Below are 15754 nucleotides of genomic sequence, written 5' to 3'. Positions count from 1 at the left end.
GCACGTGCCTGTTCGTGTGTCCGTCGCGTTGTGTACCTACAACGGTGCCGCCTATCTCGAGGAGCAGTTGCTCAGCATCCTGGGTCAATCGCTGCCTGTATGTGAGATTGTGGTATCGGACGATGGGTCCACGGACGATACGCTGGCCGTCGTCGAGCGCGTGACTGCTGGGTTAGTCGGCATCGAGGTTGTGGTGCTGCGGAACGCCACCGCGCGCGGAGTGACAGCAAACTTTGAGCAGGCGCTCGCGGCCTGCTCGGGGGAGCTCATCGCGCTCTGTGACCAGGACGACATCTGGTGGCCCGAGCGGGTGGATCGCATGGTGTCTGAGTTCATCCGCAGGCCCTCGCTGGAGATGCTGCACGCCGACGCCCGCCTCGTGGGCGCGGCGGGGGTGCCCTTGGGGTTCACGCTCTTGCAGACGCTGGGCGTGTCTGCGGCGGACCGGGCGGCCGTGCACGCGGGCCACGCCATCGACGCCTATCTGCGCCGCAATATCGTGACTGGGGCAACGATGATGTTGCGTCGCGAGCTGGTCGAGCGATCACGACCGTTCCCGGCCGCGTGGGTTCACGATGAGTGGATGGCCATGGTCGCCGCCTCGACCGGACTGGTCGACCTGCTCGACGAACCACTCACCGACTATCGGCAGCACGGCGGCAACCAGATCGGCGTGACCAACCTCGATGCCTCTGGTAAGCTCGGCCGGCTGCGGGTGCCGCGCACGGCACGGAACGCGCGGCTGTTGGCGCGAGCCGCAGCGCTGCAGCAACGGGCGTCGGCATTCGAGCCGTCGGCATCCGCTTCGGTGTTGGCGATGATCGATGCAAAGTTGGCGCACGAAGCGAGGCGGAGCGCGCTGCCGGCGGCGCGCCTATTGCGTGTCGGGCCGGTTGTGCGCGGCTGGCGCGCGGGGGACTACTCTCGTTTCGGGCTGGGCCTGCAGGATATGCTGCGTGACCTGGTGCAGCCAGTTTGATCAGCCGTTCTCGGGCAGCGTCGCCACGCGATCGCCCAGGATATCGGCGAGGGTCCGTGAGAATGTTGCTGTGAGGTGATGGTTGCCGAAGTAAACAACGAGGCCGCCGATCACGGCGTGACAGGTACCTTCCGTGCAAAAAATGTCACGGAGATCAATGACGCGAACGCGGGTGGCATTCGCAGCGGCGAGCATTGGGTTGAGACTGTCGGGCAGGGCGGATGCCGACTCAGGGAACGCGCACGGGTCGTAGTCACCGAAGTGTGCAGCGATGCATGCCGGGATGTCCTGCGGAGCAGTTGGCACGTCGACCATCGAAACGACCTCCCGGCCGGCTTCGATCAGAGGAGTCCACGCGGACGAATAATCGGCGGCCTCGATGGTACGCCCGAGACCGGAATCCGAGGAGGTCGCGTAGGCGCTCGTGAAGCTCGAGAAAACGACGGTGGAAATCTCGGGCTTGGCCAGGATGTCCTGACGGACGCGGGCACCCCATTCGCCGCAACTGGCAGTGCCTGCGGCTGTGGCGGAGTCCGCGGTCTCCACACCTTCTGCACCAGTTCCCGCGCACCAGGTTTTGAGGTACGAAATCACACGAGTGTTATGGCTCGCGCCGTAGAGGTCCATGGCCTCCAGGAAATGCCCAGCGTGCGAGTCCCCTACGAGCGCCACTGTCGTTTGCGGCGACGTGAGATCACCGAATTCACAAGCAATGACAGCGGGGTCCTCCAGCGTCTGCTTGCACGCGTCTGCAACTTGCACTCCCTTGCCAATGTCGGTCGCGGCGAAAGTGGGTTCGGTGAGCGCGGTGATGGCAAACGGGGTCGCACAGCCATTGATTGCGGCGGGAGCTCCGACGCACTTCGCCTTCTCGGCAACTGCGGTCGTCACGGCACTGGCCGAGTCAGCGATCTCGTGAGCGGTGCGCACGTAAACGAATCCGCACGCACCGACAACGACCGCACTTGCGGTGAGGGTACTGACGATTGAAACCCAGGCCGGTCGGGAGACCAGGAACCGGCCTTGTCGGACAGGATCCTCCACGAGCACCTTGGTGAGCCATGCGAGCAAAACTGTCAGAGCCAGTGCGGCGGCGAGCGACCGGAGTCCGATCGGACGCCCGAGTCCGTGCGGAAGTAGCACGATCAAGGGCCAGTGCCACAAATAGACGGAATAGGAGATATCGCCTAGCCACTGAATGGGGCGAAGCTGAAGGAGCTGCGCGGGTGACCATCGCGCGCTGGGCATTCCCGCCCAGATGACTGCGAGTGTGGATAGGACGGGGAGGAGCGCGGCGATACCGGGAAACGGTGTTGCCGGGGTGTAACTCACGACAGCAAGAATGATCCCCAGCAACCCCAACCAACTGACTGCACTCCGCAGTCGTACATGCGTGGTCAGAGAATGCTGGGCGAAATAGGCGAGCAGGCCACCTGCACCGAACTCCCAAGCGCGCGAGGTCGTCACGAAGTAGCTGGCTGGGTCACCAGAACCCACCCCGGCAACCGACCACACGAACGAGCTCAGGGTGAGAATGGCGAGCACCGCACCGGTCACGATACGCATGCCCGGACTGCGGCGCCGGCCGAAGAGAATCACGAGTGCGATCACGATCAGCGGCCAGCCGATGTAGAGCTGTTCTTCGACGGAAAGTGACCAGAAATGCTGCACGGGTGACGGTGCATTCTCGGCGCCGAGATAGTCGACGGCGTCGTGGGCGAGCTGCCAATTCTGCACATAGAGGGCGGAGGCGGCAATTTCGCGGAACCACTGCTGCCATTGAACGGTTGGGACGAAGGCCAAGATTCCTATGCCGGTGGCGACGAGCACGACCAAGCTGGCGGGAAGGAGTCGGCGAGCCCGCTTGGCCCAGAATGCGAGGAGTGACACGCGGCCGGTACGGTCGACTTCACGCAGAAGGTGCCCAATAATAAGGAATCCGGAGATGGCGAAGAAGACGTCGACCCCGATGTAGCCCCCGGTGAGCCTGTTCGGCCAGAGGTGGTAGAGAACCACTGCACCTACCGCGAGGGCTCGAAGCGCCTGAATTTCCGGCCGGGTGCCCGACCGTGTAATCGGCGGGTGGTCTCTGTGCATAATCCCGAGGTCTCCTACGGTTTTCCTGGCTTGCGGTTTCGTCAAATTCGACGGGGGCAACTCCGTAACTCTAAGTGTTCCAGGTCGTGCCGCAGTGCTGCAGTAACGGGCGTCGGGGTTCGAGCCGCGTTGGTGTTGGCATCGATTCATGCGATGGTGGCGCATGACACTCGGCGGAGCGCGCTGCTTGTGGCCCGGTGTGCGTTGTGCCGGTTGTGCTTGGTTGGCATGCCGGCGACTGCATTCTCCTTGCGCGCCTTGCGGTGGATTCCCTATTGTCGGGACGCGGCGTGGGCGCAGTCTTTCTCATGATGCTCTGTAGCGCTCGCTTGCGGTCAGGCCCAGTGTTGCTGCGGTGGTCGTGGGGATCCATCCCGCGACGATGCCGCTCGGGAATTCTATGAGCACCACGTGGAGCGCTTTTCGGTTACTCGTTGATGAGCTGCCGTTGACGGTTCCGATGAAGTATTTTGCCAGATGTACGGGCGGCCTGACCCGGCGGGCGGCGGAGATCACATTCGCGAGGCGCGCGAGTTACGCCAGTGCGCGGGAGGCGGAACTCGAGCGCGCTCCTGCAGGTCGCGCGTGGCGGGTGGAGTGGGAGCTCTGGCCAGGGCGGCACTCCCGAGTACTGGCGCAGCTCCCCCGCGCAGGCGATCGGTGGGCACCGCTGTAGGGGCGCAGCTCCCGAGTACCGGCGCAACCCCCCGCGTATCGAGGCCTGATCTGGCGCACGTCGACAGCGGCAATTCCCGCGAAATGGCACAGGTCACGCGCACTGCGAAGCCCCCGCGCAGCTGGCCTCGACATCGGCTTGCGGGCTGCTCGCACTCGGTGAGAACCGGAGGGCTAAGGCGCGATGGTTTTACGGGCTCAACCAGCGAGCTTGGCCTACGGCGCGTCGGGGTGGGGCTTGTGCGGCAGGGTGCTGCGCCAGCTCAGACCCTGCGCGGCCTTGACCGAGCAGATCACGAGCAGCAGCCAGCCGAACTCGAACAGAATGGTGCTTTCCGCGGCGCTCGTAACCAGCAGGGTCACGAGAATGAGCGGTGCCCAGACGTAGACCAGCGAGCGCTTGTTTGAGGCCAGCAGCCAGGAGCGCACGAAGGCCAGCAGCACGAGGGCGAGAAAGGCGAGAAAGCCGATCAGACCCAGCTGAAAGTACACGTCGAGGTAGGCGTTGAGGCCGGTGGCGTGCAGGCGGCCGGTAGTGAATTCAAGCCAGCCGTACGGGGTGACGTCCTGGGGCCAGAATCCGGCCCAGCCCCAGCCCTCAAGCGGATGCAGCTCCACCAGCCGCCACATTTCGCTCCAGAGCGAGTATCGCGCCTCGAACTCACTGCCGGCGTTGAGGGCATCTACGATGGTGCTGCGTGCGAGCCAGGCCGCGCCGGCGGCGACGAGGGCCGCGCTCAGGAGGCCGAGCTGCAGCATCCATCGGCCGTCGACGGGGGTGCGACGCAGGCGATAGAGAGCGAGCGCAGCGACGGCGACGCAGATGGCGACGACGACGATGACGGGTGAGCGGGTGAGCACCAGGCAGATGCCGGCCAGCCACATGGAGCCGATGCCGAGGCCGCGCGGAATGGACCGGGCGCGCAGCTCCACGTAGAAGGTGACGACCGCGAGTAGGGCGATGAGCCCGAACACGTTTCGGGATCCGAACACGCCCTGAATCGGGCCGAGCTGGTCGATGTTGCCGACGATGCCGAGAAAGGCGATGGGCAGGTCGAGCAGCAGACCCGAGAGCACTTCGAGCCCGATGGAGAGCGCGAGCAGTACCCGCAGCACGTCACCGGTGGCACGCACCACCTGGAACGTGTCGCGCACGAGGGCCACGTAGATGGCGAGGAATCCCACGGTGATCTGGTAGCTGACGCCGATGATGGTCTCGGAGACGTAGCCGCTCCACACGGCGGAGAGCGCGCACCAGGCCACGAACACGATGATCGAGATGGGCAGCAGACCGTGCCACTCCACGATGGGGCGGCGGGCGAGTAGCGAGAGCACGGCCAGCACGACGAGGCCGCCGAGAATACCGATGAGGCCGGGCCAGCCCATGACGCTTCGCAGCGGGTGGGTGCTAAACGCGGTGACCAGAATGGCGAGTGTGAGCGCGGCCGCGAATTTCGGCGACGCCAGCACGCGCCGCAGGGCATCGGGCAGGGTGGTCATCCTCTAATTTACCGCGCTGGCGTCACGGCATCGGCCGTGGCGCGTGCTGCTGCCGCTTGGTGACCACGGCCAGCACGATGACAATCACCCAGCCACTCTCAATCAGCAGTCGGCTTTCGGCGATGCTTTGCGCGATCAGTGCGGCGAGCAGCAGTAGCGGAAGCAGAGCGGACACGGCGAACGGTTCGGTGTCTTTCACGCCGAGACGGGGGCGATCTACCGCCAGAAACCAAGCCCGCCACAGGGTCGATCCGACCAGGGCGGCGAACAGAATCACGCCGACGATTCCCAGCTGCAGCCACACATCGAGCCAGGCGTTGTGCGCCTGCAGGTAGGTGACGCCCTTGCGCACAGCGAGGTCGTTGAACGGTTCCACCCACGGCACCCAGTAGCTCACCCAGCCCCAGCCGAACACCGGGCGTTCCAGGGCGAGCTGGGTGACGCTGGCCCAAATGTCGAAGCGGCCGGTGAGGTCGTCGCTGCGACCGAGCATTCCGAACAGTTGCGAGGAGAACAGGGCGAGCGCTGCTCCCACCGCCAGAACGGATGCCGCCGCCACGACATACAGCGGCCGCCGGTGCTGATCGTGCACCCGTCTGGCCCAGAGCGCGAAGACCAGCGCGGCGAGGACGGCGACGAGCGACACGGTGACCGTGGCGGAGCGGGTGAGCAGCAGCATCCCCACGGCCAGCGCGAGCCAGACCAGGCCGGCGTTGCGCCGGACCGTGCGGGCTCGCAGCTGCACAGCGAAGACGATGATGGCCGTTAGCGCGATGAATCCGAGCAGGTTGCGGTTGGCGACGATGCCCTCGATGGGGCCGCCATTCAGTAGCAGCCCTCGGCTCCAGTAGAAGGCGTTCGGCACGTCGTCGGTGCCGTAGTCGACGAAGAACGGCAGCACTTCGTGTTGTATGACAAGGGCCACGAACAGCTCGAACGCGAGGCTCAGTGCGAGCACCCAGCGCAGCGCGCCAGCCAGGGTGCGCAGCAGCTCCGGCCAGGTGAGGGTGACGGCCAGAAACAGGGCGGCGAGGGTGGTGATGAGCTGCAGGGTGATTCCGAGGGCGGATGCCCCAGGGTAATACGACCACGCGATCGACAGGGTGGCCAGCAGCACAAACGCGGTGATGGTCTTGGGAAACTTGCGCCAGTTCAGGGGCGGGGCCAGGGCCGCCTGGTAGGTGTGGCCCCGCGCGATGTCACGGTCGGTGGGGGTGTCGTCTGTGGTGCTGCCTGCGTTGACGAGTATCCGAGCGGCGGTTCGATTACGCGCGTTGGTGCGCTGGGTCGTGAGGCCGATCACACTGCCGACGACCACGATCACGGCGATGGCGCCGAAGCCCCACCAGCCGCCGAGGTTGCGCCAGAACTGGCCGGCCAGAACGGTGAACCAGACGAAGGTTGCGAAGAGTCGAATGACGAGGCGGCTCTGCACGGCGGACATAGCTTCAGATTACCGGTGTTGGTGCACGGGGTTCTGCGGGCTAGTCGGCGTGGCCCTCGGCCAGGTAGGCGAGGCGATGCAGGGTCTCGGTGTTGCGGTAGGCGATGGCCAGATCGCTCAGGGGAGTGGGAATGAGGCGGGCTGGGCCGGCGACGACGTCTTCGGTCAGGCGCACGAGGCATCCGTTTTCGGTGTCTTGAATGTCGATCGACACGTGCGCCTCACCGATCGGCCAGCCGCGCGCCTTGAGCATGGCATGGCGGGGAGAGTGCCATTCGAGCACGGAGGTGGTGTCGTCGAGCAGAGCGGGCCAGACTCCGACCGAGTGGTGAACCTGGCTGCCGACGGCGGGCCAGCTCGCATCCACGTTGCGCATGCGGCTCGCGCCGACGACCCAGGTGGGGTAGAGCCATCCATTTGAAAGCACAGCGAAGACCTGTTCGGCGGTGCAGTCGAATGCTCGGTAGTTCACGGCCATGAGGGCTCCTTCGGGGATAGGTCGGGCGGCTCAACGATGTTGTATTCGTGGGCCAGGGCGCTCAGGGCGGCGCGGTAGCCGCACATGCCGTGCACTCCCGGGCCGGGAGAAGTCGACGATGAGCACAGGTAGACACCGGCCAGTGGGGTGCGCCACGGATCGCCGGAGAGTACCGGTCGGCGCACGAGCTGGGTCAGGCTGATCGCTCCGGCCGCGATGTCGCCGCCGATGTGATTGGGATTGTGGTTGTGCATCTGCGCGGCGGTCTGGCTGGCGGAGGCGAGAATCGTGTCGCGAAAGCCGGGCGCGAAGCGTTCGATCTGCCGGGTGATCTGCTCGGTCTGGTCGTGGGTGGAGCCGGCCGGTACGTGTGTGTAGGCCCAGAGGGTGTGCTTGCCGGCGGGAGCGCGGGTGTCATCGAGGATGCTCGGCTGCGCGGCGAGCACATACGGGGAGCCGGCATGACGCCCGCGAGCCACCTCGTTCTCGGCACGAGCCTGGTCGGCGCGGGTGCCTCCCACGTGCAGGGTCGGCGCTCGCCGCAGGTCTTTTGCCGCCCACGGCACAGGTTCGGAGAGGGCGAAATCCACCTTGGCGACGGCGTTGCCGTAGCGAAACCGGCTGAGGGTGGTCGTGTAGCGATCGGGCAGTGCCCCGGCGGCGAGGTCGACGAGGGCGCGGGGCGTCACGTCGAGCAGCGTCACGCGTGCTGGCGGCAGCTCGTCGAGACTGGTGATGTCGGAATCCGTTTGGATCTCGCCGCCGTGCGCGAGCAGGTCGTCGGCGAGCGCTCGCACGATGGCGCCGCTTCCGCCGATCGGTATCGGCCAGCCCGCGGCGTGTGCGTGCGCGGCGAGGGTGAGACCGGCGCCGGCGGTCGAGGGGCTTGGCAGCCGCCCGATCGAGTGGGCGAAGGTTCCGGTGAGCAGCGCCGGGGCTTTTTCGCCGGTGAAGCGCCAATTCCAAGCCGGGCCGCCCTGCTCGAGCGTGCGCAGGCCGAAGCGCGCCAGCGTGAGCGGATGCCGCGGCACGCGCAGCAACGCATCCCCGGTGAGCTCAGCGATGGCGTTGATGTTCTGCACGAGCGGCCCGAGCAACCGCAGCCAGGCCGGGCCGTCGCGCCCGAGGTCGGCGGCGGTGCGTTCGATATCGCGCCAGGCCACGCCGGCGCGGCCGCCGGGCAGCGGATGCCCGTAGGAGATCTCGGGCACCCGGAGCTCGATGCGGTCCTTGAGGCCGAACTTCTGAAAGAACTCCGAAGCCAGCGCCAGCGGATGCACGGCGCTACCAACGTCGTGGTGGAACCCGGGGAGGGTCAGTTCGGCGGTCGCCGCGCCGCCGCCGATCTGCGGGTTGCGCTCGTAGACGCGCACCCTGAGACCGGCGCGGGCGAGCGTGACTGCGGCGGCCAGGCCATTCGGGCCGGATCCGACGACGATCGCGTCGAGGCCCTGGTCGGTAGTCACTCCGGGCCGCGCTCGTGTGGTCTCATTCCGATACCGTAGCCCGGGGTGAGGTGGGCGAACAGTCCGCGGACGCGATTCGGGACGCGAGCGGCGATATTTGGGGGCGCGGGCATCCGCTGGCGTAGCTAACGCCGGTAAATATGCGACACGCCGCGCCAAGCGGATGCCCCACCCGGCGTGTCGCAAATTCTGCCGGCATAACGTGCGGCCGGCCGCACACCGGCCGGCGCTGCGGGTCAGACGAAGGCCGCCTGGCCGGTGATGGTGCGGCCCACGATGAGGGTGTTCATCTCCTGCGTGCCCTCGTAGGAGTAGATGGCCTCGGCGTCGGCGAAGTGCCGGGCCACGTTGTACTCGAGGGTCACGCCGTTGCCGCCGAACAGCTCGCGGCACCAGGCCACGCTCTCCCGCATGCGGCTGGTCGTGTAGGCCTTGGTCAGCGCGGAGTGCTCGTCGCGCTGCACGCCTTCGTCTTGCAGCTGCGACACCCGCACGACCATGCCGAGGCTCGCGGTGATGTTGCCGAGGCTTTTGACCAGCAGATCCTGCACGAGCTGGTGCCCGCCGATCGCCTTACCGAACTGCTCGCGCTCCTTGGAGTAGGCCACGGCCGCATCGTAGGCGCCGATGGCGTTGCCGACAGCCGCCCACGACACCTCGGCACGCGTGGCCCGCAGCACCTTGGCGGTGTCCTTGAACGAGTTGGCGTTCTGCAGGCGCAGGCTCTCGGGCACGACCACGTCGGTCAGGGTGATGTCGGCGTTCTGTACCGTGCGCAGGCTGATCTTGCCCTCGATCTTGGTGGCCGAATAGCCAGTGCTGTCAGTGGGAACGATGAAGCCCTTGACCTTGTTGTCGGCGGTGTCCTTGGCCCAGATGATGGTCACGTCGCTGAAGGTGGCGTTGCCGATCCAGCGCTTGGCGCCGTTCAGGGTCCAGGTGTCGCCCGTGCGGGTGGCGGTGGTGCGGAGGCCCTGCGCCGCATCGGAGCCGGAGAGCGGCTCGGTCAGCCCGAACGCTCCCACGATCTCGCCAGAGGCGAGACGCGGAATCCACTCGGCGCGCTGCTCGGCGGAGCCGCAGGCCGCAATCGACCCGGCCGACAGGCCGTTCTGCACTCCGACGAAGGTGGCAACGGATGCGTCCACTCGCGCCAGTTCCAGCGCCACGAATCCGCGGAACACGGCCGAATTCGTAAACGGTTTTGTCTCGTCCCAGCCGAAGGAGTACATACCGAGCTCGGCGAGCGGCTTGATGACCTGGGTGGGGAATTCGGCGCGGTCCCAGCATCCGTTCGCGATGGGGCGAACCTCCCGGTCGAGGTAGGCGCGCAGCTTGAGGATGGCCTCCTGCTCGGGCGCGGTGAGAAGGTTTTCGTAGCCGAACAAGTCGCTGCCGAGTAGCTCAAAGGTCATGGATGCTCCGTTGCAAGAAGGGCGGTCGACACACGACCGGGACTGCCCGCCAGCCTAGGGTCGTTGGCTGGATGATCGAAGTCGGTTGGTAGTTTGGTCTAAACAGCGTACGAAGGAGCCGAAAATGTTTGTGGGCATCACCAATACCCCGCGCGATTATGCCTGGGGCTCCAGGCACGCCATCGCCGACCTGCTCGGTCGCACGCCGTCGGGTGGTCCGGAAGCCGAACTCTGGTTGGGGGCCCACGCCGGCTCCCCGTCGGTGATCGAGGATGCGGCAGAGGTCGGCGGTTTCCCCGACCTCGCTGGATGGATCGCGGCTTCGCCCGAAACTGCACTCGGAGCGGGCTGGGCCACGCGGCAAGCGGATGCTGCCGGCGCAGCACCGCGCCTGCCGTTCCTCCTGAAGATTTTGGCCGCGGGACGCCCGCTGTCGCTGCAGGCGCACCCGACGACCGAACAGGCCCGTGCCGGGTTCGCGCTTGAAAACGACGCCGGAATCGCCGTCGACGCCGGCAACCGCAACTACCGCGACCCCTTTCACAAGCCCGAACTCATCTTTGCGCTCAGCGACACCTTCGAAGCGCTCTGCGGGTTCCGCCCGCTCGCCGAGGTGCACGGCATCATCGCCGAGCTGCGCCTGCTCGACCTCGCAACCGAGTACCCGCAGGCCGCCGCCATCGACCTGCTCGAGCAGCACCTGGCCGAGGGACTGCGCGACACCGTCGACTGGCTGTTGCGTGACGGCCGCGGAGGCGACTCCGGCGAGGTGAAATGGCTGGTCGAACGGGTGGTCGCGCTCGCCGAACACGCCGCGTTTCTAGCCGACGGGGGAGCAAACATCGGCTACGCGAGCGAGCTGGAAGCGGTGCGCGTGCTCGCCGCCGAATACCCCGGCGACCCCGGAATCGTGATAGGTCTGCTGCTGAACCGGGTCTCCCTGAAGCGTGGTGAGGTGCTGTACCTGCCGGCCGGCAACATCCACGCGTACCTGTCCGGTCTCGGCGTGGAGGTGATGGCCGCCTCCGACAACGTGTTGCGCGGCGGGCTCACCCCCAAACACATCGACATCGAGGAGCTGCTCGCGGTGCTCGACTTCACTCCGGAGGCTTCGCCGCGCCTCGCTCCGATCGTTGTCGCAGATGGCGTCGCGCGGTATCGGCCCGGGATTACCGACTTCGAGCTCGTGCACATTCACGCGGATGCCGCCGCCGCGTCACCGACGCCCGTCACGATGCGCCAGATCACCCTCACCGGCCCGGCCATCGCGATCTGCACGGCCGGCGGCTTTCTCGTGGCGGGCAGTTCGTCGTCGCGGCCGCTGAAGCGCGGGCAGGCCGTGTATGTCACGCCGGATGAGGGCACGCTGACGTTTGCCGGCACCGGAGAGGTCTTTCTGGCGATGCCCGGTGCCTAGCCCGGTCTTCGACGAGCACCAGCGAGTTTCCCAGAGTCTCATCAGCCGCCTCGCCTAGCCTCCATCCGGGGATGAACGCTGGAGGGCATCCGCAATCGATGGGAACCAAAAGGATGCCGCGTACTCTTGCAGCCACGCGCTTTTGGAACTGGGTCAGGCGCAACCTGATGCGCCCACGAGCGCTTCAGGTTGTCAAGATCACTATCGCGGTGGCGATCGCCTGGTCGCTCGCTCCGCTCATGCCGGGGACCGCCAAAGAGTTTCCGTACTACGCGCCGTTGGGCGCGCTGCTCAGCATGCACCCCACGCTCGCGCGATCGATCCACAGCTCAGTCCAGACCCTGGCCGGGGTGCTTATCGGTATTGGCCTGGCCGGGATCGTGCTCATCGTGAGTGAGCCCACCGTCTTGACTCTCTCACTCGCTGTTGGACTTGGCACTCTGATTGGCGGCATGAAATGGATGGGAGCGGGCGGCGAGTACGTGCCCATCACCGCTCTGTTCGTGCTCATCATCGGCGGTCCGGACGCCGACGGTTACTCGATCGGCTACGCGACACAGATCTGTCTGGGAATAGTCGTGGGCCTGGCGGTCAATTTGCTGATTCTGCCGCCCCTCGCCATCGGCCCGGCGCGGGAACGCCTGTCGGGATTTCGCAAAACGCTGGCGACGCACCTCACCGAAGTCGGCGACGCCCTGGTGGAGAGTTGGCCGCCGGGCCGCGACGACTGGGCCACGCAGGGGGAGACGCTCAATGTGGCGGCGCGGCAGGTGCGCACGGCCGTGCAGACAGCCGACGAGAGCCGCAAGGGCAACCCGCGCGCCTGGTTCACTCGCGCAAACCTGGATACCGACTACGACGCCCTCCTTGCGCTGGAAAACGTCACGTTCCACATACGAAACCTCACCGAAGTTCTGGCCGGCATGGTGTGGGGCAAGCCGATCGCGCTTGAGCTTCCGCCGGAACTGCGTCCAGTGCTCAGCGAAGCGCTGCACGCCGTTGCGGCGGCGATCAGCGCCGGAGACGACGACGCGCGCCAACCTCACCTCCTGGATCAGGCCGGCGTGGCGATCGAGGCGATCCTGCGCAAAATGCAGCAGGAAATAGGTGCCGGGGCCGCGTCGTTGAGCCCCACGGCCGCCATCGTGATCGATCTCAAACGAATTCTCATGGCCCTGCGACCGAAAACCGACCGCGAAGCCGTGTCGGCTCCGATCGGCTAGCGTCTGGCGTGCGATCCCGAGCCGTCGCACGATGCTGCCGCCCGAGCCGTCGCCCGAGCCGTCGCACGAACCGCTGGACTTGCGCCAGTGCGCGGGAGGCGCAACTCCCGCGCACTGGCGCAGGTCCAGCGCGACGCGCTGCGCGGGAGTTCTGGCCAGGCCCGAACTCCCGCGTATCGGCGCAGGTCCCGCGCAGCGCGATGCAGTCGAACGGATGCCTGCGGCCCAGGTGCCGGAACCCCCGCGCACTGGCGAAAGTCCAGCGCGACGCATCGCAGCCGAGCGGATGCGCCCGCTAACCGACCCTCCGGGGGCCGAAGGCCCGGCGGTAGGCGGTGGGGGTGGTCTGCAGCACCTGCAGAAAGTGGTGGCGCATCACGGCGGCCCCGCCGAAACCGGTGTCGACGGCGATCGCCTCGAGGCTGCGCGAGGAGTCTTCGAGCAGTTCCTGCGCCCGCAGCAGCCGCTGCCGGTTGAGCCAGCGGGTGGGCGTCGTGCCGAGCTCGGCCCGAAACCGGCGGGCGAAGGTGCGCGGCGACATGAGCGATTTACGGGCGAGCAGATCGACCGGCAATTCCTGGTCGAGGTGGCGCAGCATCCACTCGGTGACAGCGGCGAAGGATTCGTCCTGGCAGTCGACCACCGGCGCTTCGATGTACTGCGACTGGCCGCCGTCGCGCTGAGGTGGCACGACCATGCGGCGGGCGATGACGTTGGCGGCCGTAGCGCCGAGTTCGGTGCGCACGATGTGCAGCGCGGCGTCGATGCCGGCGGCGGTGCCTGCCCCGGTGACGACGTGGTTATCGTCGACGAACAAAACATCGGGGTCGACGATCGTCTTCGGAAACGAGCGGGCGAGGGCGTCGGTGTACATCCAGTGGGTGGTGCTGCGGCGGCCATTGAGGATGCCGGACTGGGCGAGCACGAATGCGCCGCTGCAGACGCTGAGCACCCAGGCGCCGCGGGCCTCGGCGTCACGCACAACCTGCAGCACGCGCGGGTCGACGGCCTCGCCGGCCTCGTAGCCGGGAATGGCGATAAGGTCGGCATCGGCCGCGGCCGACAGGTCATCGTGCACGACAATGTCGAAGCCGATCTTGGTGCGGATCGGTCCGGGTTCGGCGGCCACGACGTGAAAGTCGAACGTTGGCCCGCCCTGAATGCTGCGGTCGATACCGAACACCTCGCAGATCACGCCGAATTCAAACGGAGCCAGGCCAGGGAGGGTGACGCAGACGATCTTCTGGAGCATGAGCATCCTCTGGTCAACCTTGGCAGGAATGTGCCGAACGGTGTCGACTCTGCCACTCGCGGCAGAAAAGCACAATTCATAGAATTTCTGCCATGTTCATTCTATTTCTGCTCCTCACAGCCCTCGGGGTCGCCGCTATTGTGGCCACGATTCGCTCCGTTCGGCGCGACGGCTACGGCCGACGAGCCCCCCGAATAGCCAACGAATACGATGCTTTGGTTCGCTGACGCTAGCCTGTAGCGGTGGCGCACCGAGTGTCGCACGAGCGAACGGGGCGTCATGGCGTGGTTGGTTACCGGCGGAGCGGGCTACATCGGCTCTCACGTGGTGCGTGCATTCCAGGCTGAAGGCCTCGACGTGGTCGTGTTCGATGACCTCTCGAGCGGCCACGAGTCATTTGTGCCGGCCGGGGTCCCATTCATCCGGGCGAACGTGCTCGACGGTGACAGCCTGTTGCACGCCTTTCATGAGCACCACGTGACCGGCGTCGTGCATGTTGCCGGATTCAAGTACGCCGGCGTCTCGGTGCAGCGCCCGTTGCACACCTACGAACAGAATGTAACGGCCACCGCCACGCTGCTCGCCGCCATGAACTCGGCCAAGATTGACCGCATCGTGTTCTCATCGAGCGCTGCCGTCTACGGCACCCCGCGCACGGACCTCGTCACCGAAGAGACACCGAAGAACCCGGAGTCGCCGTACGGCGAATCCAAGCTGATCGGCGAGTGGCTGCTGCGCGATCAGGCCGTCGCAACCGGGCTGCGCCACACCTCGCTGCGCTACTTCAACGTCGTCGGCTCCGGCGACCTCGCCCTTCGCGACACCAGCCCGCACAACCTCTTTCCTCTCATCTTTGCCGCGCTGCTCGATGGGCGCACCCCGCGCATCAACGGCGACGACTATGCCACGCCCGACGGAACCTGCGTGCGCGACTACATTCACGTGGCCGACCTCGCGCTCTCACACGTCGCCGCCGCCCGCCGCCTCGACGCCGGCGACGCGATCGAGCCGGTCTACAATCTCGGCAGTGGCGACGGCGTCTCAGTCGGTGAAATCATGGCGAGCGTGCGCCGAGTGACCGGTATCGACTTCGTGCCAGAGATCGGCGCACGCCGCGTCGGTGACCCGGATCGCATCGTGGCCTCTGGCGCGCTCGCGGCCCGCGATCTGCGCTGGAGCATGGGCCACACCCTCGAGCAGATGGTGCAGAGCGCCTGGGATTCCTCGCGCGCCGCCGCGCACTGAGGGCTGCGACACGCCGACTCCAAGCCTGATCGTGTTACATTCGCAACGTTGTTTCGAGCCTGCCGCACCCCCGAACGCTCGAATTCGTCGCCGTCGGCGCGTCGCAACCCTCCAGCCCGTATTGAGGGTTTACGATCTGCGACTTGACGTTATCGAATTACACCGGTGTAATTAGGTACAGCACTAAACGGTGCGTAGCGAGCGCTGGGAGACGATATGGCTATACCTGACTATCGTTCCGGAGTACCAGAGGACTGGTTCGTTGACCCTGTCACCCTCGGGGTTCCGGGAATACGACAAGATCTCGGCGACGAGAACCTTCTGGCCTGGCAGGCCGACTCGCTCTGCGCGCAGACCGACCCCGAGGCGTTCTTCCCCGAAAAGGGCGGGTCCACACGCGACGCTAAAAAGATCTGCTCCGGTTGCGAGGTCCGCAGCCAGTGCCTCGAGTACGCGCTCAGTAACGACGAGCGGTTCGGCATCTGGGGCGGCCTGTCCGAGCGTGAGCGTCGTAAACTGCGTAAGCGCGCGTAGCGTTCGCTCCGTGAGTGACGCTCGGCGTC

13 protein-coding genes are annotated in these 15754 nt (G+C 66.3%); 6 read left to right on the top strand and 7 right to left on the bottom strand.

Going from position 1 to position 15754, the window contains the following annotated elements; genetic code table 11:
- Window positions 1–4 precede the first annotated feature (4 nt).
- On the top strand, window positions 5–979 hold the full coding sequence (locus E3T39_RS04565) for a glycosyltransferase family 2 protein (protein WP_134513560.1): 975 nt from the start codon (window positions 5–7) through the stop codon (window positions 977–979).
- Here E3T39_RS04565 and E3T39_RS04560 read toward each other — a convergent pair whose 3' ends face one another.
- The 6 genes from E3T39_RS04560 to E3T39_RS04535 all read right to left on the bottom strand — a co-directional run bounded on the left by E3T39_RS04560 (window position 980) and on the right by E3T39_RS04535 (window position 10054).
- Window positions 980–3076, bottom strand: coding sequence for an acyltransferase family protein (locus tag E3T39_RS04560; RefSeq protein ID WP_166784039.1), 2097 nt, complete (start codon window positions 3074–3076; stop codon window positions 980–982).
- Window positions 3077–3967: 891 nt separating this feature from the next.
- Window positions 3968–5251, bottom strand: coding sequence for an O-antigen ligase family protein (locus E3T39_RS04555; RefSeq protein ID WP_134513558.1), 1284 nt, complete (start codon window positions 5249–5251; stop codon window positions 3968–3970).
- A gap of 22 nt (window positions 5252–5273) precedes the next feature.
- Complete coding sequence (locus E3T39_RS04550) at window positions 5274–6695, bottom strand: O-antigen ligase family protein (protein WP_134513557.1); 1422 nt, start codon at window positions 6693–6695, stop codon at window positions 5274–5276.
- A 40-nt stretch (window positions 6696–6735) separates the two neighbouring features.
- Complete coding sequence (locus E3T39_RS04545) at window positions 6736–7173, bottom strand: SRPBCC family protein (protein ID WP_134513556.1); 438 nt, start codon at window positions 7171–7173, stop codon at window positions 6736–6738.
- Window positions 7164–8639 (bottom strand): phytoene desaturase family protein, encoded by a 1476-nt coding sequence (locus E3T39_RS04540; RefSeq protein ID WP_134513555.1) that lies wholly within the window; start codon window positions 8637–8639, stop codon window positions 7164–7166. The genes E3T39_RS04545 and E3T39_RS04540 overlap by 10 nt, the downstream gene beginning before the upstream one ends.
- A gap of 236 nt (window positions 8640–8875) precedes the next feature.
- The gene (locus tag E3T39_RS04535; protein WP_134513554.1) at window positions 8876–10054 is read right to left on the bottom strand and encodes an acyl-CoA dehydrogenase family protein; all 1179 of its coding nucleotides are present in this window, start codon (window positions 10052–10054) and stop codon (window positions 8876–8878) included.
- A gap of 124 nt (window positions 10055–10178) precedes the next feature.
- Between E3T39_RS04535 and manA the strand changes: the two genes are divergently transcribed.
- Both manA and E3T39_RS04525 read left to right on the top strand, forming a co-directional pair.
- Window positions 10179–11471 (top strand): mannose-6-phosphate isomerase, class I, encoded by a 1293-nt coding sequence (gene manA, locus E3T39_RS04530; RefSeq protein WP_134513553.1) that lies wholly within the window; start codon window positions 10179–10181, stop codon window positions 11469–11471.
- A 167-nt stretch (window positions 11472–11638) separates the two neighbouring features.
- Window positions 11639–12694 (top strand): FUSC family protein, encoded by a 1056-nt coding sequence (locus tag E3T39_RS04525; protein ID WP_241979516.1) that lies wholly within the window; start codon window positions 11639–11641, stop codon window positions 12692–12694.
- Window positions 12695–12989: 295 nt separating this feature from the next.
- Here the strand turns inward: E3T39_RS04525 and E3T39_RS04520 are convergent, their stop codons facing one another.
- Window positions 12990–13946: a GlxA family transcriptional regulator gene (locus tag E3T39_RS04520; protein WP_134513551.1), complete on the bottom strand. Its 957-nt coding sequence runs from the start codon at window positions 13944–13946 to the stop codon at window positions 12990–12992.
- A 92-nt stretch (window positions 13947–14038) separates the two neighbouring features.
- On the opposite strand from E3T39_RS04520, the gene E3T39_RS16535 reads away from it, so the two are divergent.
- The 3 genes from E3T39_RS16535 (at window position 14039) to E3T39_RS04510 (ending at window position 15725) form a co-directional block, all read left to right on the top strand.
- Window positions 14039–14173 (top strand): hypothetical protein, encoded by a 135-nt coding sequence (locus tag E3T39_RS16535; protein ID WP_255455915.1) that lies wholly within the window; start codon window positions 14039–14041, stop codon window positions 14171–14173.
- Window positions 14174–14225: 52 nt separating this feature from the next.
- Entirely contained in the window at window positions 14226–15191 is a 966-nt protein-coding gene (galE, locus tag E3T39_RS04515) for a UDP-glucose 4-epimerase GalE (RefSeq protein ID WP_134513550.1), read from the top strand.
- A 216-nt stretch (window positions 15192–15407) separates the two neighbouring features.
- Window positions 15408–15725, top strand: coding sequence for a WhiB family transcriptional regulator (locus tag E3T39_RS04510; protein WP_134513549.1), 318 nt, complete (start codon window positions 15408–15410; stop codon window positions 15723–15725).
- The last annotated feature ends 29 nt before the right edge of the window (window positions 15726–15754 follow it).

The sequence above is a fragment of the Cryobacterium suzukii genome (genome assembly GCF_004403185.1).
GTDB lineage: Bacteria > Actinomycetota > Actinomycetes > Actinomycetales > Microbacteriaceae > Cryobacterium > Cryobacterium suzukii.
Note: the sequence above shows the minus strand (reverse complement) of the source record. Positions and strands in the feature narration are given on the sequence as shown.

Excerpts from the sequence above, each read along its gene's own strand:
- E3T39_RS04545 (WP_134513556.1), bottom strand. The coding sequence starts at position 7,173 with ATGGCCGTGAACTACCGAGCATTCGACTGCACCGCCGAACAGGTCTTC.
- E3T39_RS04555 (WP_134513558.1), bottom strand. The coding sequence starts at position 5,251 with ATGACCACCCTGCCCGATGCCCTGCGGCGCGTGCTGGCGTCGCCGAAA.
- E3T39_RS04520 (WP_134513551.1), bottom strand. The coding sequence starts at position 13,946 with ATGCTCCAGAAGATCGTCTGCGTCACCCTCCCTGGCCTGGCTCCGTTT.
- E3T39_RS04510 (WP_134513549.1), top strand. The coding sequence starts at position 15,408 with ATGGCTATACCTGACTATCGTTCCGGAGTACCAGAGGACTGGTTCGTT.
- manA (WP_134513553.1), top strand. The coding sequence starts at position 10,179 with ATGTTTGTGGGCATCACCAATACCCCGCGCGATTATGCCTGGGGCTCC.
- E3T39_RS16535 (WP_255455915.1), top strand. The coding sequence starts at position 14,039 with ATGTTCATTCTATTTCTGCTCCTCACAGCCCTCGGGGTCGCCGCTATT.
- E3T39_RS04550 (WP_134513557.1), bottom strand. The coding sequence starts at position 6,695 with ATGTCCGCCGTGCAGAGCCGCCTCGTCATTCGACTCTTCGCAACCTTC.
- E3T39_RS04525 (WP_241979516.1), top strand. The coding sequence starts at position 11,639 with ATGCGCCCACGAGCGCTTCAGGTTGTCAAGATCACTATCGCGGTGGCG.
- galE (WP_134513550.1), top strand. The coding sequence starts at position 14,226 with ATGGCGTGGTTGGTTACCGGCGGAGCGGGCTACATCGGCTCTCACGTG.
- E3T39_RS04535 (WP_134513554.1), bottom strand. The coding sequence starts at position 10,054 with ATGACCTTTGAGCTACTCGGCAGCGACTTGTTCGGCTACGAAAACCTT.
- E3T39_RS04560 (WP_166784039.1), bottom strand. The coding sequence starts at position 3,076 with ATGCACAGAGACCACCCGCCGATTACACGGTCGGGCACCCGGCCGGAA.